Origin of the sequence: Pseudoxanthomonas sp., from assembly GCF_002863005.1 — a bacterium.
Taxonomy (GTDB): domain Bacteria; phylum Pseudomonadota; class Gammaproteobacteria; order Xanthomonadales; family Xanthomonadaceae; genus Pseudoxanthomonas_A.
This window is the reverse complement of the sequence record NZ_PKDG01000015.1, coordinates 464,331-485,399: the sequence shown is the minus strand read 5'-3', so window position 1 is coordinate 485,399 and position 21,069 is coordinate 464,331. Positions and strand designations below refer to the sequence as shown.

19 protein-coding genes are annotated in these 21,069 nt (G+C 68.2%); 8 read left to right on the top strand and 11 right to left on the bottom strand.

Annotation, left to right across the window (positions count from 1 at the left end):
• The first annotated feature begins 177 nt into the window (after positions 1 to 177).
• Positions 178 to 2,592, top strand: coding sequence for a TonB-dependent receptor (locus CYU89_RS07165; RefSeq protein ID WP_296279749.1), 2,415 nt, complete (start codon positions 178 to 180; stop codon positions 2,590 to 2,592).
• Positions 2,593 to 2,861: 269 nt separating this feature from the next.
• On the opposite strand, the gene CYU89_RS07160 is transcribed toward CYU89_RS07165, so the two are convergent.
• The 4 genes from CYU89_RS07160 to rluD all read right to left on the bottom strand — a co-directional run bounded on the left by CYU89_RS07160 (position 2,862) and on the right by rluD (position 5,760).
• Positions 2,862 to 3,278, bottom strand: coding sequence for a thiol-disulfide oxidoreductase DCC family protein (locus tag CYU89_RS07160; protein ID WP_296279746.1), 417 nt, complete (start codon positions 3,276 to 3,278; stop codon positions 2,862 to 2,864).
• Positions 3,279 to 3,494: 216 nt separating this feature from the next.
• Positions 3,495 to 4,034, bottom strand: a complete 540-nt coding sequence (locus tag CYU89_RS07155) for a DUF4166 domain-containing protein (protein WP_296279744.1) — start codon at positions 4,032 to 4,034, stop codon at positions 3,495 to 3,497.
• On the bottom strand, positions 4,019 to 4,789 hold the full coding sequence (gene pgeF, locus CYU89_RS07150) for a peptidoglycan editing factor PgeF (RefSeq protein ID WP_296279742.1): 771 nt from the start codon (positions 4,787 to 4,789) through the stop codon (positions 4,019 to 4,021). The genes CYU89_RS07155 and pgeF overlap by 16 nt, the downstream gene beginning before the upstream one ends.
• Positions 4,786 to 5,760 (bottom strand): 23S rRNA pseudouridine(1911/1915/1917) synthase RluD, encoded by a 975-nt coding sequence (gene rluD, locus CYU89_RS07145; protein WP_296279739.1) that lies wholly within the window; start codon positions 5,758 to 5,760, stop codon positions 4,786 to 4,788. Before rluD ends, pgeF begins: the two co-directional genes overlap by 4 nt.
• 118 nt (positions 5,761 to 5,878) lie before the next feature.
• Here rluD and CYU89_RS07140 point away from each other — a divergent pair, with 118 nt between their 5' ends.
• Entirely contained in the window at positions 5,879 to 6,766 is an 888-nt protein-coding gene (locus CYU89_RS07140; protein WP_296279737.1) for an outer membrane protein assembly factor BamD, read from the top strand.
• A gap of 68 nt (positions 6,767 to 6,834) precedes the next feature.
• Here the strand turns inward: CYU89_RS07140 and CYU89_RS07135 are convergent, their stop codons facing one another.
• The 4 genes from CYU89_RS07135 to CYU89_RS07120 all read right to left on the bottom strand — a co-directional run bounded on the left by CYU89_RS07135 (position 6,835) and on the right by CYU89_RS07120 (position 12,521).
• Positions 6,835 to 7,722: a vitamin K epoxide reductase family protein gene (locus tag CYU89_RS07135; protein ID WP_296279735.1), complete on the bottom strand. Its 888-nt coding sequence runs from the start codon at positions 7,720 to 7,722 to the stop codon at positions 6,835 to 6,837.
• A gap of 25 nt (positions 7,723 to 7,747) precedes the next feature.
• Positions 7,748 to 9,385 carry an NAD+ synthase gene (locus CYU89_RS07130; protein ID WP_296279733.1) on the bottom strand — a complete coding sequence of 546 codons (1,638 nt, stop codon included), beginning with the start codon at positions 9,383 to 9,385 and terminating at the stop codon, positions 7,748 to 7,750.
• A gap of 136 nt (positions 9,386 to 9,521) precedes the next feature.
• Positions 9,522 to 11,312, bottom strand: coding sequence for a phosphoenolpyruvate carboxykinase (GTP) (locus CYU89_RS07125; protein WP_296279731.1), 1,791 nt, complete (start codon positions 11,310 to 11,312; stop codon positions 9,522 to 9,524).
• 465 nt (positions 11,313 to 11,777) lie between these two features.
• Entirely contained in the window at positions 11,778 to 12,521 is a 744-nt protein-coding gene (locus tag CYU89_RS07120; protein WP_296279729.1) for a helix-turn-helix transcriptional regulator, read from the bottom strand.
• Between the two features lie 109 nt (positions 12,522 to 12,630).
• Here CYU89_RS07120 and CYU89_RS07115 point away from each other — a divergent pair, with 109 nt between their 5' ends.
• From CYU89_RS07115 to CYU89_RS07105, 3 genes are read left to right on the top strand one after another with little or no spacing between them, the layout of a single operon-like run.
• Entirely contained in the window at positions 12,631 to 13,077 is a 447-nt protein-coding gene (locus CYU89_RS07115) for a hypothetical protein (protein ID WP_296279728.1), read from the top strand.
• Between the two features lie 7 nt (positions 13,078 to 13,084).
• On the top strand, positions 13,085 to 13,900 hold the full coding sequence (locus tag CYU89_RS07110; RefSeq protein ID WP_296279845.1) for a DUF2145 domain-containing protein: 816 nt from the start codon (positions 13,085 to 13,087) through the stop codon (positions 13,898 to 13,900).
• A 10-nt stretch (positions 13,901 to 13,910) separates the two neighbouring features.
• The gene (locus CYU89_RS07105) at positions 13,911 to 14,267 is read left to right on the top strand and encodes a hypothetical protein (protein WP_296279726.1); all 357 of its coding nucleotides are present in this window, start codon (positions 13,911 to 13,913) and stop codon (positions 14,265 to 14,267) included.
• A 10-nt stretch (positions 14,268 to 14,277) separates the two neighbouring features.
• Here the strand turns inward: CYU89_RS07105 and CYU89_RS07100 are convergent, their stop codons facing one another.
• Positions 14,278 to 14,877: a TetR/AcrR family transcriptional regulator gene (locus tag CYU89_RS07100; RefSeq protein ID WP_296279725.1), complete on the bottom strand. Its 600-nt coding sequence runs from the start codon at positions 14,875 to 14,877 to the stop codon at positions 14,278 to 14,280.
• 145 nt (positions 14,878 to 15,022) lie between these two features.
• Here CYU89_RS07100 and CYU89_RS07095 point away from each other — a divergent pair, with 145 nt between their 5' ends.
• From CYU89_RS07095 to CYU89_RS07085, 3 genes are all read left to right on the top strand, one after another.
• Positions 15,023 to 15,982 carry an alpha/beta hydrolase gene (locus CYU89_RS07095; protein WP_296279723.1) on the top strand — a complete coding sequence of 320 codons (960 nt, stop codon included), beginning with the start codon at positions 15,023 to 15,025 and terminating at the stop codon, positions 15,980 to 15,982.
• Positions 15,979 to 18,456, top strand: a complete 2,478-nt coding sequence (locus CYU89_RS07090) for an acyl-CoA dehydrogenase (protein ID WP_296279721.1) — start codon at positions 15,979 to 15,981, stop codon at positions 18,454 to 18,456. Before CYU89_RS07095 ends, CYU89_RS07090 begins: the two co-directional genes overlap by 4 nt.
• Before the next feature lie 63 nt (positions 18,457 to 18,519).
• On the top strand, positions 18,520 to 18,999 hold the full coding sequence (locus tag CYU89_RS07085) for a hotdog fold domain-containing protein (RefSeq protein ID WP_296279720.1): 480 nt from the start codon (positions 18,520 to 18,522) through the stop codon (positions 18,997 to 18,999).
• Between the two features lie 117 nt (positions 19,000 to 19,116).
• On the opposite strand, the gene CYU89_RS07080 is transcribed toward CYU89_RS07085, so the two are convergent.
• Together CYU89_RS07080 and CYU89_RS07075 are read right to left on the bottom strand one after the other, a co-directional pair.
• Positions 19,117 to 19,467, bottom strand: a complete 351-nt coding sequence (locus CYU89_RS07080) for a DUF1304 domain-containing protein (RefSeq protein WP_296279718.1) — start codon at positions 19,465 to 19,467, stop codon at positions 19,117 to 19,119.
• A 50-nt stretch (positions 19,468 to 19,517) separates the two neighbouring features.
• Entirely contained in the window at positions 19,518 to 20,885 is a 1,368-nt protein-coding gene (locus tag CYU89_RS07075) for an MFS transporter (protein ID WP_296279716.1), read from the bottom strand.
• Positions 20,886 to 21,069 lie beyond the last annotated feature (184 nt).

The window sequence follows — 21,069 nt, the reverse complement described above, 5'->3', positions numbered from 1 at the left end:
ACCTCGTGGGAGGAGGACAGGATGGAACATGCCGACGCGACGGCCATATGACGCGGCGGCATAAGCAGATGGGGAGCAGAGATGACGCAGCCGCCGCATCGCGACTTAATATATCGCTTCATCGCAATAAAGCGATAGACTTTATCCGGTTTCTCCCCTCGCCCCACGAGACTTTCCATGCCGCATCCGATCCTTGCCCCGTTGGGCGCCGCCATCGCCCTGGCGCTTGCCCTCCCCGCAGCTGCACAGACTTCCGGCGCCACCGACCTGGACGCCGTGATCGTCACCGGCACCCGCGCCACCGACCGCACCGCGCTGGAATCCACCTCGCCCATCGACGTGCTGACCGCCGAGGACATCCGCAAGGCCGGCGTGCTCAACGGCGAACTCGGCAGCGCGCTGCAGGCGCTGCTGCCGTCGCTGAACTTCCCGCGCCAGTCCAACTCCGGCGGCGCCGACCACATCCGCGCCGCACAGCTGCGCGGCCTGAGCCCCAACCAGGTACTGGTGCTGGTGAACGGCAAGCGCCGCCACACCAGCGCGCTGGTCAATACCGACAGCAAGATCGGCAAGGGCAACACGCCGGTGGACTTCAACGCCATCCCGGTCAGCGCGATCAAGCGCATCGAAGTGCTGCGCGACGGCGCGGGCGCCCAGTACGGCTCCGATGCCGTGGCCGGCGTCATCAACGTGATCCTCAACGACGCGCCGGAAGGTGGCGCCTTCGAAGCCAGCTACGGCGCGCACCACACGAAGGTGGAGCCGATCGACCAGACCGTTACCGACGGCCAGAGCGGCTTCTTCAGCGCGCAGGTCGGCGACCGCATCGGCGACGGCGGCTTCTTCCGGGTGGGCCTGGAGTACAAGCAGCGCGAAGGCACCAATCGCGCCGGCTTCGACCAGATCCCGTTCTTCGAGGAGCAGACGCCCGACAACCTGGCCCTGGCCGGCCAGCGCAACTACGTGCTGGGCGACGGTAGTTCGCGCGACATCAACGCGTGGCTCAACGCGGCCGTACCGCTGGGCGAATCGGCCGAGCTGTACGCCTTCGGCACCTACCACCAGAGCGATACCGAAGGCGCCAACTATTTCCGCTACCCCGATGGCGTGGCGAACTGGAAGGAGGTGTATCCGAACGGTTACCGCCCGATCTCGGAAGGCGACAACCTGGATCTGGCCGGCGTGGCCGGTGTGCGCGGACAGTGGGGCGACTGGGACTACGACGCCAGCCTCAACCACGGCCGCAACGCATTCACCTACCGCCTGCGCAATTCACTCAACGCCTCGCTCGGCCCGACCAGTCCGACCCGCTTCAAGACCGGCGATTACGACGCCGGCCAGACCCTGTTGAACCTGGACATCAGCCGCGTGTTCGGCGCGCATACGTTCGCCACCGGCGTGGAGTTCCGCCACGAAACCTTCGAGACCGGTGCCGGCGATCCGGCTTCGTACGCGGCCGGCCCCTACACTGATCGCCCGACCGGTTCGCAGGCCGGTGGCGGACTGACGCCGCAGGACACCGCCGACCTCGACCGCGACGTGTCCAGCGTCTACGCCAGCCTCAGCAGCCAGTGGGGCGAGAAATTCACCACCGACATCGCCGCGCGCTACGAGCACTACGACGACTTCGGTGGCGAGCTGACCGGCAAGCTCGCCGCCCGCTACGAATTCGCGCCCGCGTTCGCCCTGCGCGGCTCGGTGTCGAACAACTTCCGCGCCCCGTCGCTGAGCCAGATCGGGTTCGAGTCGACCTCCACCGGCTACGACGCATCCGGCCAGCTCACCCAGGGCCGCCTGTTGTCGGTCAACAACCCCATCGCCCGTGCGCTGGGCGCGCAGGACCTGGATCCGGAGAAGTCGCTGAACCTCAGCCTGGGTTTCACCAGCCGGATCGGCGAGCACTTCGACGTGTCGCTGGACGTGTTCCGCATCGACATCGACGATCGCGTGGCGCTTACCGAACGCATCAGCGGCGACGCGCTGACGGACTTCGTGCTGGACAACTTCGGCGTGCCTGGCGTGCAGAGCGCCAACTTCTTCATCAACGCCGCCGACACCCGCACCGAAGGCGCCGAAGTGGTGGCCAACTGGCGGCAGGCGCTGGGCGACGGCAACCTGCTGCTGACCGGCGCTTACAGCTACGCCAAGACCGAGCTGAAGAACATCGCGTCCACGCCGGCGGAACTGCTCGCCATCGACCCGAGCTACGTCCTGTTCGGCGTGGAGGAGAGCAACACGCTGACCGACGCCGCACCGCGGACGCGCGGCACCTTCACCGCCACCTGGTACAACACGCACTGGTCGCTGCTGGGCCGCGTGAGCCGCCATGGCAGCGCCAAGCGCGTGTTCAACTTCGGCGGCGGCTTCGAGCCGGAACAGACCTACGGCGCCGAGTGGCAGCTGGATGCGGAAGTCGAATACAAGGTCTCCTCGAAGTGGAGCGTGGCGCTGGGTGGACTCAACCTGACCGACGAGTACCCGGACCTGTCGAACGAAGACATCTACTACTTCGGCAACCTGCCCTACGACGTGCTGTCGCCCATCGGCAGCAACGGCGCGTACTACTACACCCGGGTGCGCTACACCTTCTGATGGACCCCGCCGTCATCCCGTCGCAAGCCGGGATGACGGCGTAGCGTGCGCCGTGCGCACGACCGCAGGATCCGTCAACCGCCCGCCGTGCGCATGGCGCACGCTACGGAACCGCGCCCGCTCCTGTTCTGTTGGTACACGACACCGTGTCATTCCGAAGCCAGGCGCGAACGTCGCCGGGTCCCGACACCCGCCTGGATGAATGCGTAGCGTGCGCCGTGCGCACGACCGCAGGATCCCTCCACCGCCCGTCGTGCGCGCGGCGCACGCTACAGGAAGCGCGCGCGCTCCTTTTCCGTCGGCACGTGGCATGCAGTGGTGCCAAACAAGCGATATCTATTCCGCGCGATCCAGCGGTACAGCGGATCGCGCACGGAACGCGGCACCCATGCGATGACCCCCGCCAGGCGCCATGCTCCGCCCAGCCCGGTCAGCACGCGCTGGATGGCGTCGCTGTCGGTCCACGCGCTATCGCCATCGACCAGGAGGAACGAAGCCGGATCGTCGGGGTCCAGGCCGTGCGTCGCCAGCAGCGCGCGTCCGCGCTCTGACTGCATGGCGGCGAAGCGGTAGCGGCCTTCGCCGTCATGCTTCAACAAGAAGCGTACCCAGCCGTTGCACAGCACGCAGATGCCGTCGAAGACGATGACCGGACCTTGCGGGCGGGATGAATCCCGTGTCGTCACGCAACCTCTCCATCAAACAGGATGATTCCCCCTCTCCCCGCGCGGGGAGAGGATGCCAACGGCGGTTGAGGGGCGAACGGAGCCTGCCACCCATCGCGCCACCGCACAGGCGCAACGCGCGATGCACTGACGCCCGCTCCCGTGTCGACAACGAGAAGCGCCCCTCATCCGCCCTCCGGGCACCTTCTCCCCGCACGCGGGGAGAAGGACAGCCATTCACTCGTTGCGTACATCCAGCCAGCCCGTGTAGTGCACCAGCAGTCCGACGAGCGGCAACGAGGCCCACACATCGAACGCGTAACGCTCGCCGTCCGCGGACTCGCGCGCGCCGACGCCGGTGAACCAGCCGGGCGGTAGCCACACGCCGAACACGCCGACCCGGACGACGCGCCAGACTATCGCCCCGTTCACGACCTCCAAGTGGAACCCGAACGTCGCTACGCCCAGTCTTTCGCACAGCACGTCGCCCTCGCGCCACAACCGTGAGGGCATGGCGCGGCCGCCGGTGTAGCGAATCCAGCGTTCGTGGTCCGGCGATGCGTCGATCTCGACGCACAGTGGGCCCGTGCCCGCGGGTGGCAGGTGCGTGGCCGCGGCGACCAGCCGCGACAGCAGGCCCGATCCGCGTTCGACCTGCACCTCGCCGACGTACCGCTTGAGTCCCTGCGCGACATGCAGCGCGCGCACCGGTTCCGGCAGCGTGGTGAACGCCGGCCCCAGCAATGCTGCGAACAGCGGGCTTACGGCTGCATCCACGCCAGCGTGGCGATGCGTCCGCTGCGGCCGTCGCGGCGGTGGGAGAAGAAGCGGTCGGGTTCGCTGATCGTGCAGAGATCGCCGCCGTGGATGTCCTCCGCCCGCATGCCGCGCGCAACGAGGCGGCGGCGCGCGAGCGCGGGCAGGTCGGCCAGCCAATGGCCCGGACGCGTCGGCGCGAAGGCCGCGGCCGCGCCCGCATCCTGCGAGACGAAGGCGTCGAACACGTTCTCGCCAACTTCATAGCGCTGCGGCCCGGCCGCCGGGCCGATCCATGCGATCACCTCCGTGGCCGGGGTGCGCATCGCGGCGAGGGTCGCTTCCAGCATGCCCTTGGACAGTCCCGGCCAGCCCGCATGCGCGGCGGCGATCTCGCGGCCGTCCTTCGCCGCGAACACCACGGGCAGGCAATCGGCCGTCAGGATGGCGAGCACCACGCCGGGCTCCGAGGTCACCAGCGCATCGGCGACGGCCTCCGGTGCGGCGGAGTCGGCAGGCACGTCCACGCGCACGACATCCGTGCCGTGCACCTGCTTCAACCAGTGCGGCGCGGAAGGCAGTCCGGCCAGCTCCGCCAGTTGCGCGCGGTTGCGGGCCACCACGGCCGGGTCATCGCCATCGGCCGCGTACTTGTTGCCCAGGTTGAACGTGTCGAACGGCGTGGCGGAATGACCGGCCCCGTGCCTCAGCGTGGTGAAGGCGTGCACGCCGGCGGGTGCCGGCCAGTCGGCATGCACCACCGGCGCGCGGTTCATCCGCGCCTGGCCTGGCTGTCGGCGCGCAGCGCAGCCAGCAGTGCGACCATGTCGGCCGGCACCGGCGCGGTGACCCGCACGGGCTCACCACTGACCGGATGCGCGAATTCCAGCGTTTCCGCATGCAGTGCCTGTCGGCGGAAGCTGCGCAGCACCGCGATCAGGTCGTCGCTGGCGCCCTTCGGCAAACGCAGCGGACCGCCGTACAGCGGGTCGCCGACGATGGGGTACTTGATGTGCGCCATGTGCACGCGGATCTGGTGCGTGCGGCCGGTTTCCAGTCGGCATTCCAGCGCCGTGTGCGCGCGGAAGCGTTCGCGCAGGCGATAGTGGGTGACCGCGTCGCGGCCGTCCTCGCGTACCGCCATCTTCAGGCGGTCGCGCGGGTGGCGGTCGATCGGCGCGTTGGCGGTACCGCCGGACACCATCGCGCCGACCACCACGGCGAGGTACTGCCGGTGCACGTCGCGCGAGGCCAGCTGCGCCACCAGCGAGGTGTGGGCCGGCAGGGTGCGCGCCACCACCATGACGCCGGAGGTGTCCTTGTCCAGCCGGTGCACGATGCCCGCCCGCGGCAGCGCCGACAGCGACGGATCGCGGAACAGCAGCGCATTGACCAGCGTGCCGGTCGGATTGCCGGCGCCGGGGTGCACCACCAGGCCGGCGGGCTTGTCCAGCACGAAGACGTGTTCGTCCTCGTACAGGATGTCCAGCGGGATGTCTTCCGGCGCGGCGTGGGTCTGGGTATCCAGTACCACGTCCAGGCTGGCGGTTTCGCCGCCGCGCACCGGATCGCGCGGCCGCACCACCTGTCCATCCAGCAGGGCATTGCCGGACTTGATCCACTCGGTCAGGCGCGAGCGGGAGAACTCGGGGAACAGCTCCGCAAGGGCGGCATCGAAGCGGCGGCCGGCGGCGCTGGCGGGCACGATGGCCGTGCGCGGGGTATCGGGGGAATCGGGTTCGGTCATGCGGGAAGACGTCCAGAGAGGCCATGCGCCGGTCCGTATTGGCCGATTGTTCATGGCGAAGGCGGCGCCTAGGCTATCATCGACGGCCTGTTTCCCTGCCGCGGCCTGCCGCCAGCCCATGACCCAGCGTGCCTTCCCCCGCTTCTCCCGCCCCTCCGCGACCACCCGTCTCGTGCTGCTGGCCCTGGTCGTCGGCTTCGCCGGTACCGGCTGCGGCAAGATCTTCAAGAAGAAGGACGCGGCGGAGAACCAGCCGGTCGAGGTGATGTACCAGGAAGCGCACCAGGCCATGGCCAACAACAACTGGGACCGCGGCCTGCTGAGCTTCCGCCGCCTGATCGCCCAGTACCCGTATGGTCCCTACACCGAACAGGCGCTGATGGAATCGGCCTACGCCGAGTACAAGGCCGGCAAGCTGGACGACGCGGTCACCACCATCGACCGCTTCATCCGCACCTACCCGACCCACCGCAACATCCCGTACATGTACTACCTGCGCGGACTGGCCAACTCCAACCGCGACACGGTCTTCCTGCAGAAGGTATGGCGCCTGGATGCCAGCCGCCGCGACCTGGCCACGCCCATGCAGGGCTACAACGACTTCGCCCGCGTGGCCGAGAACTACCCCAACAGCCGGTATGCCGCCGATGCACGCCAGCGCATGACCGCGTTGCGCGACCAGTTCGCCCTGCATGAGCTGGACACGGCCATCTACTACCTGCGACGCGATGCATGGGTGTCGGCCGCCAGCCGCGCCAAGTACCTGCTGGAAACCTATCCGCAGAGCGCCTACCAGTACGATGCCATCGCCGTGCTGGCCGAGGCGTACACCCATCTGGGCAACAAGACGCTGGCCGATGACGCCAGGCGCGTGCTGGAACTCAACGACCCGCAGCACCCCTGGCTGGCCGGCAAGTTCCCGGACTACCCGTGGATGGTGCGTCGCCTGAATCCGTTCGCCGGCGAGAAGTCCAGCAATACCGTGGACCAGCGCAAGGACGACTGACCGTCCAACGGTTGCGGAAGAAAAAAGGGCCTCACGGCCCTTTTTCTTTGTCCGGCGTTCCGGCCACCTCAGTCGGCGGGGCGGGCCTTGTCCCAGTCGAAGCGCGTCAGCACCGCCAATTGGCGCGGCTCCATCACGCCGTTGTGTTCGATGCCGTCGATGACCCAGGTCGGGAACACGGTGACGCCCGCCGATGCGCACGCCGAGACGATCGGCGCATTGCGTCCCCCCGGCGAGCATTCCACATAGGGCAGGCGCTCCGCCGCGTGGCCGAAGTGGCGTTTCTGCCGACTGCATTCCACGCACCAGGATGCACCATAGAACTTCGCGCCGTAGGCGGTCAGGTGCTGCGCGAGCGCTTCTGCGCGACGGCTCTCGGGTCGCTGGTGCAGCAGTCCGCTCTGGTGCACGTGCAGGACCGCGAGCACCAACAAGACCGGCACCGCCTGCATCCCCCACCAGCGCGTCCACGGCCGGCCCGGCGCCGAGGCGGGACGGCGCAGCTGCAGCCACGCGAACATCGCCGCCAGCACCGCCAGCGAGGCCAGGCAACCGATGCAGTACGCATCGAGCACGAACGCCCCTATCGCGGTGAGGTACACGCTGACCGCCAGTCCCAGCAGTACCAGCCGCCACTGGCGTTGCCAGCGCAGCAGCGGCGACGCCTTGCGTGCCAGCGACACGAGCGCGACCAGCGCATACAGGCCGAAGCCCCACAGCGCCATCGGCACGCCCAGCAGCGTGGACCATCCGCTGCGCCGGATCGCATCGCACCCCCCGTCGGCGCCGCAGAACGCCGAGGTCGACCCGCTCCCCGCCGTCCAGGCCAGGTAGCCGGTGATCAGCAGGCCCAGCGCCGCCAGGGCCAGCATCACCCGGTCCGGCGGTGTGGCCGGACGCGGCGCCGGCGCCGCGGGCCGGTCGCGATGGGGTGAACGCTTTTTCTTCCTTGTCATTCCGGTCTCCGGCGCGCGGTCGCGCTCACAGCGCGTACTTGTTGGTGATGGGATAGCGGCGTTCGCGGCCGAACGCGCGGCGCGAGACCTTGGGGCCGGGCGCGGCCTGGTGGCGCTTCCACTCGTTGATGCGCACCAGCCGCAGCATGCGGTCCACGGTGGCGGCGTCGAAGCCGGCGGCGACGATCTCGTCGCGCGACTGCTCCAGGTCCACGTAACGGAACAGGATCGCGTCCAGCACGTCGTACGGCGGCAGCGAATCCTGGTCCTTCTGGTTCTCGCGCAGCTCGGCCGACGGCGGTCGGTCGATCACGGCCGGCGGGATCACCGGTGCGCCGCCCACCGTGTTGCGCCAGCGCGCCAGCGCGAACACCTCGGTCTTGTACAGGTCCTTGATCGGCGCGTAGCCGCCGCACATGTCGCCGTAGATCGTGGCGTAGCCCACCGCGTATTCGCTCTTGTTGCCGGTAGTGAGCAGCAGGCCGCCGAACTTGTTGCTCAGCGCCATCAGGATCACGCCGCGGCTGCGCGACTGCAGGTTCTCCTCGGTGGTGTCGGCGGGCCTGTCGCCGAAGATCGGGCCGAGCGCGTCCAGGAAACCCTTGAACGGCGCTTCGATCGAGATGGCTTCCAGTTTCACGCCCATCGCCGCGCACTGTTCGGCGGCGAGGTCGTTGGACAGGCCTGCGGTATAGCGCGACGGCAGCCGCACCGCAGTGACGTTGTCCGCGCCCAGCGCGTCCACCGCCAGCGCCAGCACCATCGCCGAATCGATGCCGCCGGACAGGCCCAGCCAGACCTTCGAGAACCCGTTCTTGCCGCAGTAGTCGCGGATGCCGCGCACGATCGCGCGCCACGCCAGCGCATCGCGACTCTCGTCGCCGTCGTCCATCCACACCACCGGACTGAACGCACGCGTGGCCACGTCGAAGTCGACCACCAGCCATTGGTCGGTGAAGGCCGCCGCGGCCGGATGCACGGTGCCGTCGCCGTTGGCGACCACGGAAGCGCCGTCGAACACCACCGCATCCTGCCCGCCGACCACGTTGAGGTAGGCCAGCGCCATGCCGGTCTCGCGCGTGCGCTCGGCGATCAGCGCATCGCGTTGCGCATGCTTGTCGCGGTCGAACGGCGACGCATTGGGCACCAGCGTCAGCACGGCGCCCGCCTCGGCGGTGTCGGCCAGCGGCTCGGGGAACCAGAGGTCTTCGCAGATCACCAGGCCCAGCGGCACGCCGTTCACCTCGAAGGTGCAGGCGCCGCCATCCGGGTCCACGTCGAAGTAGCGGCGCTCGTCGAACACCGCGTAGTTGGGCAGTTCGCGCTTGCGGTAGGTGGCCTCGACCGCGCCGTCGCGCAGCACGCTGGCCGCGTTGTACACCACGCTGCCCGCGCTCTGCGGCCAGCCCACCACGGCGACGATGCCGTGCGTGGTGGCGGCGATCTCCCTCAGTGCGGTTTCGCAATCGGCCAGGAAGCGCGGACGCAGCAAGAGGTCTTCAGGCGGATAGCCGCTGACCGCCAGTTCGGGGAACAGCACCACGTCGGCGCCGTAATGGTCGCGCGCCTCGGCGATCATGCGGCGGATGCTCTCGCTGTTCTGCGCAACGGCGCCGACCGGGAAATCGAACTGCGCCATGGCGATGCGGAGGGTCTGGGTCATGTCGGCCTTCGGTGGGAGCGAGCGCCGGCATTATCCCAGAGCACGGCAGGCCGCGCGCCCGCACAAAAAAGCCCCGCGGCGTCCCGGGAGGACGTGCGCGGGGCTTGCGCAGGAAAACGATGCGCGAGGCGGGGAATCAGTGGGCCAGACGGGCCGCGATGCGTTGCTGTTCGTCCTTCAATGCCTGCGGCGTGCGGGCGCCGAATTCCTGCAGGTACTCGCCGATGCCGGCGAACTCCGCCTGCCAGCCGGCGCGGTCGAAGCCGAACAGCAGGTCGTGCGCTTCATCGCTCAGCGCCACGCCATCCAGGTTGAGGTCCTCGGCGCGCGGCAGGTGGCCGATGGGGGTTTCCACCGCGTCGGCCTTGCCCTCGACGCGCTGGATCATCCACTCCAGCACGCGCAGGTTTTCGCCGAAGCCGGGCCACAGGAACTTGCCGTCGCCGCCCTTGCGGAACCAGTTCACGTGGAAAATTTTGGGCAGCTTCGCGCCGGCCCGGTCGAACGACAGCCAGTGGGCGAAGTAGTCGGCGAAGTTGTAGCCGCAGAACGGCTTCATCGCCATCGGGTCGCGACGCATCACGCCGACCGCGCCGGTCGCGGCGGCCGTGGTTTCCGAGCCCATCGCCGCGCCGACCAGCACGCCGTGCGTCCAGTCGCGCGCTTCGAACACCAGCGGCACCAGCGAGGCGCGGCGGCCGCCGAAGACGATGGCGCTGATCGGCACGCCCTGCGGATCCTCGGCCTTGGCCGAATAGCTGGGGCACTGCTTGGCCGACACGGTGAAGCGCGAGTTGGGGTGCGCGGCCGGCCCGTTGGCCGGATCGTACTTGCGCCCCTGCCAGTCCAGCGCCGGCGTGCGCGTGTCCAGGCCTTCCCACCACGGCTCCTGCTCGTCGGTGACGGCGACGTTGGTGAAGATGGTGTGGTGGCTGATGGTGGCCAGCGCGTTGGGGTTGGAACTGTCGGAGGTGCCCGGCGCCACGCCGAAGAAACCGGCTTCCGGATTGATCGCGTACAGGCGGCCATCGGCGCCGGGGCGCATCCAGCAGATGTCGTCGCCGACGGTCCACACCTTCCAGCCGGCCTGGCGATAGCCTTCCGGCGGAATCAGCATGGCCAGGTTGGTCTTGCCGCACGCCGACGGGAACGCGGCGGCGATGTAATGCGTTTCGCCCTGCGGGTTCTCGATGCCGACGATCAGCATGTGCTCGGCCAGCCAACCTTCATGGCGCGCCTGGTGCGATGCGATGCGCAGCGCGTGGCACTTCTTGCCCAGCAGCGCGTTGCCGCCGTAGCCGGAGCCGAAGCTCTTGATGGCCAGCTCGTCGGGGAAATGCATGATGAAGCGGCGGTCCGGGTCGAGCTCGCCGGTGGAGTGCAGGCCCTTCACGAACGTTCCCTCACGCTCGATCCGCGCCAGCGCCGGTGCGCCCATGCGGGTCATGATGCGCATGTTCGCCACCACGTACGGCGAATCGGTGATCTCCACGCCGCAGCGCGAGAGCGGCGAATCGATCGGGCCCATGCAGTACGGGATCACGTACAGCGTGCGTCCGCGCATGCATCCGGCGAACAGCGCGTCCATCTTCGCGTGCGCCTCGGCCGGGGCCATCCAGTGGTTGTTCGGGCCGGCATCGTCGGGCTGCGCGGTACACACGAAGGTCAGGTGCTCGACGCGTGCCACGTCGCTCGGGCTGGAGCGGTGCAGCCAGCTGTGCGGGTGGGTTTCAGGATTCAGCGGCAGCAAGGTGCCGTCGGCCAGCATCTGCTTCGTCAGCAGCGCGTTCTCGGCATCGCTGCCATCGCACCAGTGGATGTGGTCGGGTTGGGTGAGCGCGGCGACCTCGGCGACCCAGGCGTTCAACGCGGCCAGCGAACTGCCCGGAAATTCGTTGCGTTTGAAAACATCGATCGCTGCGTTCATGCCACACCCTCGAAAAGTGAGACCAAAATGATACCAATGTCTTGTCCTTCAGACGAGGAGAACGTCGACGGGCGGTCATCCGGGAGGGGGAACGAGGGTCATTCCGTCTCACCAAGGGCAGAGAAAGCGCGCCACACAGGGCGTTGCGCGCCAAGGACCGAGCTCCGAAGGCTATCGGTCGAGCTCGGAGAGCCAACGATGAGGCCCGGACGCCCGATCGATGGCTTTCCGAGAGCGATCGATGGGACTCGCCATGCCATCGATCGCCCTCGGAGCCTCATCGCTCGGGCTCGGAAGGTGATCGATGGAGCACGGAGCCCGATCGATGGGGCTCCGGGGGCGATGCCGATGGAGCTCAACGTGCCATCGACGAGGCTCAGAGGGCGATCGATGGAACAACAAGGGCCATCGATGGCTTTCCGAGCCCCATCGATGACATTCCGAGCCCGATCTCCTTCCCGGCGGCTACGCCTCGCGCGAGCGCCGGTAGGGATTGAACAGCTGCAGCAGCCACGGCTTCTGCGCCAGCACCAGGCTGACGCCCACGCGATCTTCCGCCGGCAGCGTGGCATCGCGCGCCAGCAGCGCATCGAACTCGCGCGCGACCTCCTCAAGGCGCTGGCGGAGCTGCTTCACGCCGTCGATGCTCAGGCTGCCGCTCAGCAGCAGCAGCGCATCCTGTTCCCCGTCGAATGGATCGGCGAAGTAATCGGTCAGCAGGGTGAGCCGGAAGTAGCGCTCCATCGGGCCATCGGCACGCCAGCGGAAGTTGCGCGCGGTCAGCGCGCGGCCGCGGTTGCCGGGCATCAGTTCGATGATGCCCAGGCGATCCAGCTTGACCAGCAGACCGGTCCACTGCGCCGGCGTGAAGCCGAAGTGGCCCATCACGTCGTCCTGGCGCCAGCGGTTCAGGGTGAGGAACAGCGCCATGAGCAGCGGCGGGTCGTCCACCAGGGCCTGTTCCTGCGCCTCGCTCAGTTGGGCCATCGCCTTGCGCCCGCGCGAGGCTTCGGCGCTGAGCTCGGCCAGGCCGACATCGAGCACATCGCAGATCTGCTCGAGCCGCTGCAGGCTCATCGCGCGGCGGGAGAACATGCGCTTGACCGCCGCTTCGCTCATGCGGATGCGGACGGCGAGTTCGCGGTACGTCAGTTCCTGCGCGCGCAGGCAGCGCTTCAGGGCATCGATCAGGTCGACCGAGACGGCCATCGGTAGCGGATTCCTATACCCGTTGTTGCGCCGGAGCTTACCTCGTCGATGCCGATTGAACACCGCGGGTGAGCGCGGCCAAGGTGCGGCGACATCGCCGGAGCCCGCCATGACCCGCCTGATCGCCCGCTCGCTATCGCTTGCCCTGGCCACCGCCCTGTCCGGCGGCATGACCCTCCCGGCGCAGGCCGCCCCCCAGTCCGATGGCGCCAGCCGTATGTCGCAGGCCAGTCTCGAAGCCTCCATCGAAGTGCCCGTCGCGGTGATCCACGCACTGGGCCATGGCGCGTCCGCCGTGGTGACCGGCGTCGCCGTGGTGGCGGGCAGCGTGGCGGTCACGGTGTCGGTCGCCGCAGCGGGCGTGGTGGGCGCCGCCTCGTTCGTCGTGTACCTGAGCGCGGAGGCGATCAAGCGGCTAGGCATCGCGGTCGGCACGGCCATCAGCGTGGCTGCGGTGTCGACCGGCTGGATCCTCAGCGCGGCCGGCGAAGCGCTGTGCTTCATCGCCAACGACGCCGCCCGCCCCCACATCCACAGCCACCGCTACGGCGGGTGATCGCGTGATGCGCACGTTCGCGGCATGCCTTTTCGCCTTCGTCCTCGCGCTGCCAGGGACGGCACGCGCGGGCGATGCCTGCAAGCAACTGGAGATGCCGCCGCACAAGGTGGCGGACGCCGCGCGCACCGCGTTGCTGGCGGCGCGGGAACTCGACGAGGTGGATGCGCCGGTGGCGCTGATCGCACGCGTTGGCACCGACCTGTCGAAGCAGGGCCTGGTCTACAGCCACGCCGGTTTCGCCGTGCGCGACCACGCCGAAGGCCGCTGGACGGTGGTGCACCTGCTCAACGAATGCGGCAGCGACCGCTCCGGCCTGTATGCGCAGGGGTTGGTGAACTTCTTCGCCGACGACCTGGTGAACCAGGACCTGCGCATCGTCTGGTTCACGCCGGACGTCGCCGACCGCCTGGCCGCGCGGCTGCAGCAGATGCCACGCCACAGCCTGCACCACCCACGCTACAACCTGATCGCGCGACCCGGCAGCGAGGATTACCAGAACTCCACCGCGTGGCTCGTCGAAGTGATGGCCGCGGCGCTCGCCGATCGCGGCATCTACGACCGCCGCAGTGCGTACGCCTTCGCCCGCGGCGATGGTTTCGTACCGGACACGGTGCACATTGCCTACTCCAAGCGCGTGCTGGGCGGGTTGTTCTCCGCCAACACCGACTTCACCGACCACTCCGTCGGCACGCGCCTCGCCGGCGACTACCCCGTCGTCACCGTGCGCTCGATCTTCCGCTGGCTGGAGCGCAGCGGGTACGTGCGCGAGCAACGCGAATGGCGTAGCGGCGTGCGGCAGGCGGCGATGGGGCCGGCGTGAGGCGCGACCCATGACGGACCTGTTCGCGCTGTACGTGCTGTTCGTGCTGCCGGCGCTGATCTTCGGATTATTGCCGGCCTCCTTCGTCCTCGAACGCGTGCGCTTCCGCCTCGCTGACGCGTTGCAATTGCTCGCGCCTTACGTCGTCTGGATGGGCTTGTCCGCCATCCGAAGCGGCGAGAAGTCACTGGCAAATCTGATCGAACTGCCGATTCTCGGCGCAGTCACCGGTCTGTTTTTCACAGCACGCGTCGCCTTGGCCATCATGCGGCCGCACGCTGGCGCGCGCGCGCCACAGCAAGCCTTGGCCTGCAGCTGTCTTGTCGCGATCGCGTTCTGGGTCTTCTTCCCGGGACTTCCCGAGTAAGCGCTCAGGCTCAGTTCGGAATCAACGTCGAGATGACGTGTTCGAGGTAGGTCTCGAACTCTTCCGACGTCATGCGCGGCTGTTGCAGCTGCAGCGACAGTTGCAGGAAGCCCACATAGGCCGCATAGGCCAGGCGCGCACGATGCGTGGCATCGGTGCGCTGCAGGCCGGCCTGGCGGAACATCGCCACCAGATAGTCCAGCCGGCGCTGCGAGATGCGGTCGATGACCGGCTGCACGGAGGGGTGGTCCAGCGCCTTCAGCAGTTCGCTGTAGATGATGTGCGGCTTGACCTCGTGCCCGACCAGCTGGAACAGCGCGCGCAGGCGTTCGCGCGGGTCGGCCACCTTTTCCAGGCTGCCGAAGATGTTTTCCTGTTCGCCGACTTCCCAACGCTCCAGCGCCGCCTGCAGCAGCGCATCGCGGGACGGGAAGTGCCAGTAGAAGCTGCCCTTCGTGACACCCAGCCGGCGGGCGAGCGGTTCCACGGCCACCGCCGACACCCCCTGCTCCGCGATCAGGTCGAGCGCCGCCTGGGCCCAGTCGTCGGCACTGAGGCGGGCGTTGCGGGCGGGGGCGCTGGCGGGTGTTTCGGGGCTGGGCGTGCTCATGGCCGGCATTTAACCATACGCCGAGGTGTGTAGCGGTATGTATGCTGCAGCGCACCACAAATAAAGACAAATCAATCGGTTGCATGTGAAACGCGAATGCCAAACCGATTGACTGCTCTAAATGCGACAACCCATACTTGGCCGTATGGTCACCTCCACCTCTCCTGCTACCGCGCCGCACTCCCGCGTCATCGACGCGTGTTCGGATCGCGTGCTGAAAGGACAGGGAGAGGTGCCGCTCGCGCTTCGTCGTTTCCCGTCGCCCCGCGCCCTGCAGAGCCATCCCGCGCTGATCTACGCGCACGGGTTCGGACAGACCGCGGGCGCCTGGCATCGAACCGGGCAATGGCTGGCCGAACAGGGATATGCCGGACTGGCGTACGACGCGCGTGGCCACGGCGAGTCCGGCCGCAATGCCCCCGATCTTCCCTATGCGGGCGACCAGTTCGCCGACGACTTGATCGTGGTGGCCGGTGAACAACCGGAACCGCCGGTCCTGGTCGGCGCGTCGATGGGCGGGCTGTTCGGGCTGATCGCCGAGTCGCGCTGGCCCGGCCTGTTCCGCGCCATGGTGCTGGTGGACATCACCCCGCGCTGGGAGCACGCCGGCCTGCAGCGCATCCTCGCCTTCATGACCGCGTTCCCCGACGGCTTCGCGTCGCTCGATCACGCGGCGGACGCCATTGCCGCGTACCAACCGCAGCGGCGCACGCGCAAATCCGCCGACGACCTGCGCGAGCTGCTGCGCGAGGGCGCCGATGGCCGCTGGCGCTGGCACTGGGACCCGCGCCTGGTCGACGAGCTCGCGCGCGACAGCGCCCAGCACCAGGACGCCATCGCCGAGGCCGCGCGCCGGGTGCAGTGCCCCGTGCTGCTGATCAGCGGCGGGCGCAGCGACCTGGTCTCGGAGAAGACCGTCGAAGAATTCCAGCGATTGGTGCCGCATGCGCGCCACGTGCACCTGCCGCAGGCCACGCACATGGTGGCCGGCGACGACAACGACGCATTTACCGCCACCGTGCTGGAATACCTGGCAAGCCTGTCGGCTGCGCCGGGCCATGCCGAATCCGATGTAACCGAATCCGTGTCCGGAGCAACCCCATGAGCATCGTCATCCCCTTCCTCGCCTTCCTGCTGGCGGGCGCATTCGCCGCCTACCATCGGATCCGGCTCGCCTACTGGGCCGCGATCACCGCCAGCCTGCTGGTCGCGTGCTGGCTGCTGGGCGCCAACCCCACGGCCACCGTCGTCGCGGCGCTGGTGGTGGTGGCGATCGCGCTGCCGCTGCTGATCCCGGCGATCCGCAAGCCGTTGATCACGGCGCCGGCGCTGGGCTTCCTGCGTCGCGCACTGCCGCCGCTGTCGCAGACCGAGCGCATCGCGCTGGAAACCGGGTCGGTCGGCTTCGAAGGCGACCTGTTCACCGGCGACCCGGACTGGAACAAGCTGCTGGCCTATCCGAAGCCGCAGCTCACCGCCGACGAACAGGCCTTCCTGGACGGTCCGGTGGAAGAGCTGTGCCGGATGACCAACGACTGGGAAATCACCCACATCCACGCCGACCTGCCGCCGGAGCTGTGGGACTACATCAAGAAGAACAAGTTCTTCGGCATGATCATCCCGAAGCAGTACGGCGGCCTGGGCTTCTCCGCGCTGGCGCACCACAAGGTGATCCAGAAGATCGCCTCGGTCAGCAGCGTGGTCAGCTCCACCGTCGGCGTGCCCAACTCGCTGGGCCCGGGCGAACTGCTCAACCATTACGGCACGCAGGAACAGAAGGACTACTACCTGCCGCGCCTGGCGATCGGCCAGGAGGTGCCCTGCTTCGGCCTGACGGGCCCGTTCGCCGGCTCCGATGCGACCTCGATTCCCGACTACGGCATCGTCTGCAAGGGTGAATGGAACGGCGCGAACGTGCTGGGCATCCGCCTGACCTTCGACAAGCGCTACATCACCCTTGCGCCGGTCGCCACGCTCATCGGCCTGGCGTTCCGCATGTACGACCCGGACGGACTGATCGGCGACACGCGCGACATCGGCATCACCCTGGCGCTGCTGCCGCGCGATACGCCCGGCGTGGACGTCGGCCGCCGCCACTTCCCGCTGAACTCGCCGTTCCAGAACGGCCCCATCCATGGCCGCGACGTGTTCATCCCGCTGAGCCAACTGATCGGTGGCGTCGAGATGGCCGGCAAGGGCTGGAACATGCTCAACGAGTGCCTGGCCGTGGGCCGCTCGATCACCCTGCCCTCCACCGCCAGCGGCGGCGCCAAGTTCGGCGCGCGCGTCACCGGCAGTTACGCCCGCATCCGCAAGCAGTTCGGCCTGTCGGTCGGCCGCTTCGAAGGCGTGGAGGAGGCGCTGGCCCGCATCGGCGGCAAGGCGTACGCGATCAGCGCGCTGTCGCAGGCCACCGCGGCCGCCGTGGACCGTGGCGACGTGCCGTCGGTACCGTCGGCGATCGCCAAGTACCACTGCACGAACATGGGCCGCGATGTCGCCAAGGACGTGATGGACATCGTCGGCGGCAAGGGCATCATCCTGGGCCCGCGCAACTTCGCCGGCCGTGCGTGGCAGGCCTCGCCTATCGCCATCACGGTGGAAGGCGCGAACATCATGACGCGCAGCCTGCTGATCTTCGGCCAGGGTTCGATCCTGTGCCATCCGTACATCATCAAGGAAATGCGCGCTGCGCAGGACCCGGATACCCGCGCCGGCGTCAACCAGCTGGATGCCGTGCTCTACCCGCACATCGGCGGGGCCATCTCCAACGCGGTGCGCTCGTTCTGGTTCGGCATCACCGGCTCGAAGATCGGTGCGGCCCCGGGCGATGCGTACACGAAGAAGTTCTTCCGCAAGCTGGACCGGTACGCGGCCAACCTGGCGCTGCTCACCGACATCTCGCTGGGCGCGCTGGGCGGCAAGCTGAAGTTCAAGGAATCGCTGTCGGGCCGCCTGGGCGACGTGCTGAGCCACCTGTACATGATGAGCGCGGTGCTCAAGCGCCACCATGACGACGGCGCCCCGGAAGCCGACAAGCCGCTGCTGGCGTGGGCGTTCCACAACAGTGCGTACGAGATCGAGCTGGCGCTGTCGCAGGCGCTGCGCAATTTCCCGATCAAGCCGCTGGGCTGGCTGCTGTGGCCGGTGGTGTTCCCGTTCGGCCGCCGCGCCGTGGCCCCGGGCGACCGCCTGAGCCACCGCGTCGCGATGCTGCTGATGGCGCCGAACGAAGCGCGCGACCGCCTGGGCCAAGGCGTGTTCCTGACCCCGTGCGAGAACAACCCCGGCGGCCGCATCGACAGCTACCTGGCCGCCGCCGTGGCCGCCGAGCCGGTGGAGCGCAAGTTCCTGAAGGCGCTGAAAACCAGGGACATCGAAGCCCTGGACTACAGCGCGCAGCTGGACGAAGGCGTGCGCGAGGGCTGGATCACCGCGGAAGAGCGCAGGCAGCTGGAAGAACTGCGCGCGATCACGCTGGACACGATCACCGTGGACGACTTCGACGTGCACGAACTGCGTGCCGCCAGCTACTACGACCTGCCGCAGAACCAGCGCCAGCCGCGCGAAGCGGCCTGACGCCACCACGAAAGACACGACGACGGCGGGCATGTCCCGCCGTCGTCGCGACAGGAGCCCACGATGAGCGCCGACGTCCTGAAGATCTACCGCAGCCTGAGCCGCAAGCCGCTAGGCCACTGGCTGTTCTCGCGCCTGATCTGCTTCAAGGCGCCCTACTTCGGCAGCATCGGCCCGCGCATGGTGCGGCTGGAACCCGGCCGCGGCGAAGCGACCATCCGCCATCGCCGTTCGGTCACCAACCACCTCGGCACCGTGCACGCGATCGCGCTGTGCAACCTGGCTGAATTCGTCGGCGGCCTCACCACCGACGTCAGCATCCCGCGCTCGATGCGCTGGATTCCCAAGGGCATGACCGTCGAATACCTGAAGAAGGCCGTCGGGACGATGACCGCGGTCGCGACCCCGGCCTTCGAGCCCCGCGAATCCGTCGATGGCTATGAGCTGCCGATGGACGTGGTGGTCAGCAATCCGCAGGACGAGCCGGTGTTCCGCGCGCGCATCTCCATGTGGGTGTCGCCGAAGCCACCGCGCACCGACTGATGCGTAGCCGTCGTGGGAGCGACGTAAGTCGCGACGCATAACATCCGTCCGCGAAGATGACCTGCCGGAGGGAGCGGTCGCGACTCACATCGCTCCCACATCGGTTTAAATGCCGGATCAGAGAAGCCAGATAGCGGCCAACGCCGCGATCGCCGGCACGCCCTGCACGTAGAAGATCCGCCGACTGACGCTCCACGCGCCGTACAGCGCCGCAACGACCACGCACAGCAGGAAGAACACGACCACGTTCCATTGCGCGGTCACCAGGCCCCACAGCAGGCCAGCGGCGAGGAAGCCGTTGTAGAGCCCCTGGTTGGCCGCCAGTACGCGGGTGGTCTCGGCCTTCTCAGGCGTGTTGCGGAAGGTCTTCAGGCCGGCCGGCTTGGTCCACAGGAACATTTCCAGCACCAGGAACCAGGCGTGTAGCACCGCCACCAGCACCACCAACACCGAAGCGATCACGTCCATCCAGGCCTCCCGTCATGTGCCGGGCAGCATAGCGGCATCGTGCAAGGACGTCAGGAGGTCCTCGTGGCCATCGACGGGTCGCTCGCCGCCCGTTCGGACGGCAGCTTCGACTCTTCGCGCAGCAGGCGCCACGCGCTGAAGGTCAGGGCGCTGGCGACCAGCAGGCCGGCACCGAACACGACGTTCGACCCGAACGCGGACAGGAGCTTGTGCAGCCAGACGAAGCTGAGGTCGCCGCCGCGATAGATGACCGTGTCGATCGCCGCCCCCGCCTTGTAGCGCCACTCGCGGCCGACCCGCGTGTAGATGGTCTCGCGCGCCGGCTTGGCCAGCGAGAACTCGCTGGCGCGGGTGACCACCTGCACGATGGCGATCATCATGGGCAGCGGCGATGCCGCCAAGATCGAGAACCCGATGATGATCGCGCAGCCGGGGATCAGCAGCGCCGGCGCGATGCCGAAGCGCGACAGCAGGAAGCGCGTCACCAGCAGCTGCACCACGAGGGTCAGTGAATTCACCGCGAGATCGAGCGTGGCGAAGTAGTCGGCGCGCTGCTCGGCCGAACTGAACATCGTGCGGGCGATGGCATTCTGCTCGTTGTAGAGCAGCGTGCCCACGCCGACGCCCATGACCACCATCGCGGCCAGCCAGCGCAGCAGCGGCTCGCGCGCGATGAGCTTCAACCCCGCCAGCACGTCGCCGCCCATGGGGATCTCCCCGCTGACCTGCTCGCGCAGCGCCTCGCGGGCGACCGCCCACGTCCGCAGCTTGAAGATGCAGAGCACGCAGACCGAGAACAGGAAGGCCGACACCAGCATCATGTTGGGAATGCCGACCCGCACCACCAGCGTCTTGGTCAGCACGGGCCCCAGGAATGCCCCCATCGTGCCGGCTGCGCCGATATACCCGTAGAACTTGCGCGCCTCGGCATTGGTGAACACGTCCGCCATGAAGCTCCAGAACACGGCGACCGCGAACAGGTTGAATACCGTGATCCACAGGATGAAGGCCAGTCCGCGCCCCGCGATGCCACTGTCGAACATGGCGTAGAACACGAGCAGCGTGGCGATGAAGAAGCCGTAGATCACCGGCAGGAACACCCGGCGCGGAAAGCGGCTGACCAGCCAGCCATAGACCGGCTGCAGCACCAGCATGATGACGAACACGGCGCTGAAGATGAACTGCAGCGTGAATTCGCTGAGCGCGATGCCACGGCTGGCGAAGAAGGCGATCAGTGACGGCGGAAACACCGCTTCGATGTCGCTGGAGGCCGCCATCGCTTCCCGCACCGGCCGCAGCACGTAGTAACCGCTGAGAAGGCAGAAGAAATACACGAACGCCCACAGCAGCGGCGGCGACTCCGACAGCGCCGTGCGGAATCGGCCGAACCGGGTGGTCGCGGGTGAAGACGGGTCCATGGGCGCGGCCTGCGATCGTCTCATCGGGACGCGGGCACCGCCCGCCTGTGGCGCGCACGGTATCCGATGCACTGCAACATCGCCAGCCTTTCCGGGTACGCGCTCCGCCGGAATCCCGCCGTGCGCGTCCCCGGCGCCGGACGCGTCGAATGCCCGAGCATTTGCTCTATCCCCCGCCGCTAGG

What these genes read in the sequence shown, in the direction of transcription:
- CYU89_RS07165 (WP_296279749.1), top strand. Translation starts at nt 178, where the DNA reads ATGCCGCATCCGATCCTTGCCCCGTTGGGCGCCGCCATCGCCCTGGCG.
- pgeF (WP_296279742.1), bottom strand. Translation starts at nt 4,789, where the DNA reads ATGAACCGCGCGCCGGTGGTGCATGCCGACTGGCCGGCACCCGCCGGC.
- rluD (WP_296279739.1), bottom strand. Translation starts at nt 5,760, where the DNA reads ATGACCGAACCCGATTCCCCCGATACCCCGCGCACGGCCATCGTGCCC.
- CYU89_RS07140 (WP_296279737.1), top strand. Translation starts at nt 5,879, where the DNA reads ATGACCCAGCGTGCCTTCCCCCGCTTCTCCCGCCCCTCCGCGACCACC.
- CYU89_RS07135 (WP_296279735.1), bottom strand. Translation starts at nt 7,722, where the DNA reads ATGACAAGGAAGAAAAAGCGTTCACCCCATCGCGACCGGCCCGCGGCG.
- CYU89_RS07130 (WP_296279733.1), bottom strand. Translation starts at nt 9,385, where the DNA reads ATGACCCAGACCCTCCGCATCGCCATGGCGCAGTTCGATTTCCCGGTC.
- CYU89_RS07125 (WP_296279731.1), bottom strand. Translation starts at nt 11,312, where the DNA reads ATGAACGCAGCGATCGATGTTTTCAAACGCAACGAATTTCCGGGCAGT.
- CYU89_RS07120 (WP_296279729.1), bottom strand. Translation starts at nt 12,521, where the DNA reads ATGGCCGTCTCGGTCGACCTGATCGATGCCCTGAAGCGCTGCCTGCGC.
- CYU89_RS07115 (WP_296279728.1), top strand. Translation starts at nt 12,631, where the DNA reads ATGACCCGCCTGATCGCCCGCTCGCTATCGCTTGCCCTGGCCACCGCC.
- CYU89_RS07110 (WP_296279845.1), top strand. Translation starts at nt 13,085, where the DNA reads ATGCGCACGTTCGCGGCATGCCTTTTCGCCTTCGTCCTCGCGCTGCCA.
- CYU89_RS07105 (WP_296279726.1), top strand. Translation starts at nt 13,911, where the DNA reads ATGACGGACCTGTTCGCGCTGTACGTGCTGTTCGTGCTGCCGGCGCTG.
- CYU89_RS07100 (WP_296279725.1), bottom strand. Translation starts at nt 14,877, where the DNA reads ATGAGCACGCCCAGCCCCGAAACACCCGCCAGCGCCCCCGCCCGCAAC.
- CYU89_RS07095 (WP_296279723.1), top strand. Translation starts at nt 15,023, where the DNA reads ATGGTCACCTCCACCTCTCCTGCTACCGCGCCGCACTCCCGCGTCATC.
- CYU89_RS07090 (WP_296279721.1), top strand. Translation starts at nt 15,979, where the DNA reads ATGAGCATCGTCATCCCCTTCCTCGCCTTCCTGCTGGCGGGCGCATTC.
- CYU89_RS07085 (WP_296279720.1), top strand. Translation starts at nt 18,520, where the DNA reads ATGAGCGCCGACGTCCTGAAGATCTACCGCAGCCTGAGCCGCAAGCCG.
- CYU89_RS07080 (WP_296279718.1), bottom strand. Translation starts at nt 19,467, where the DNA reads ATGGACGTGATCGCTTCGGTGTTGGTGGTGCTGGTGGCGGTGCTACAC.
- CYU89_RS07075 (WP_296279716.1), bottom strand. Translation starts at nt 20,885, where the DNA reads ATGGACCCGTCTTCACCCGCGACCACCCGGTTCGGCCGATTCCGCACG.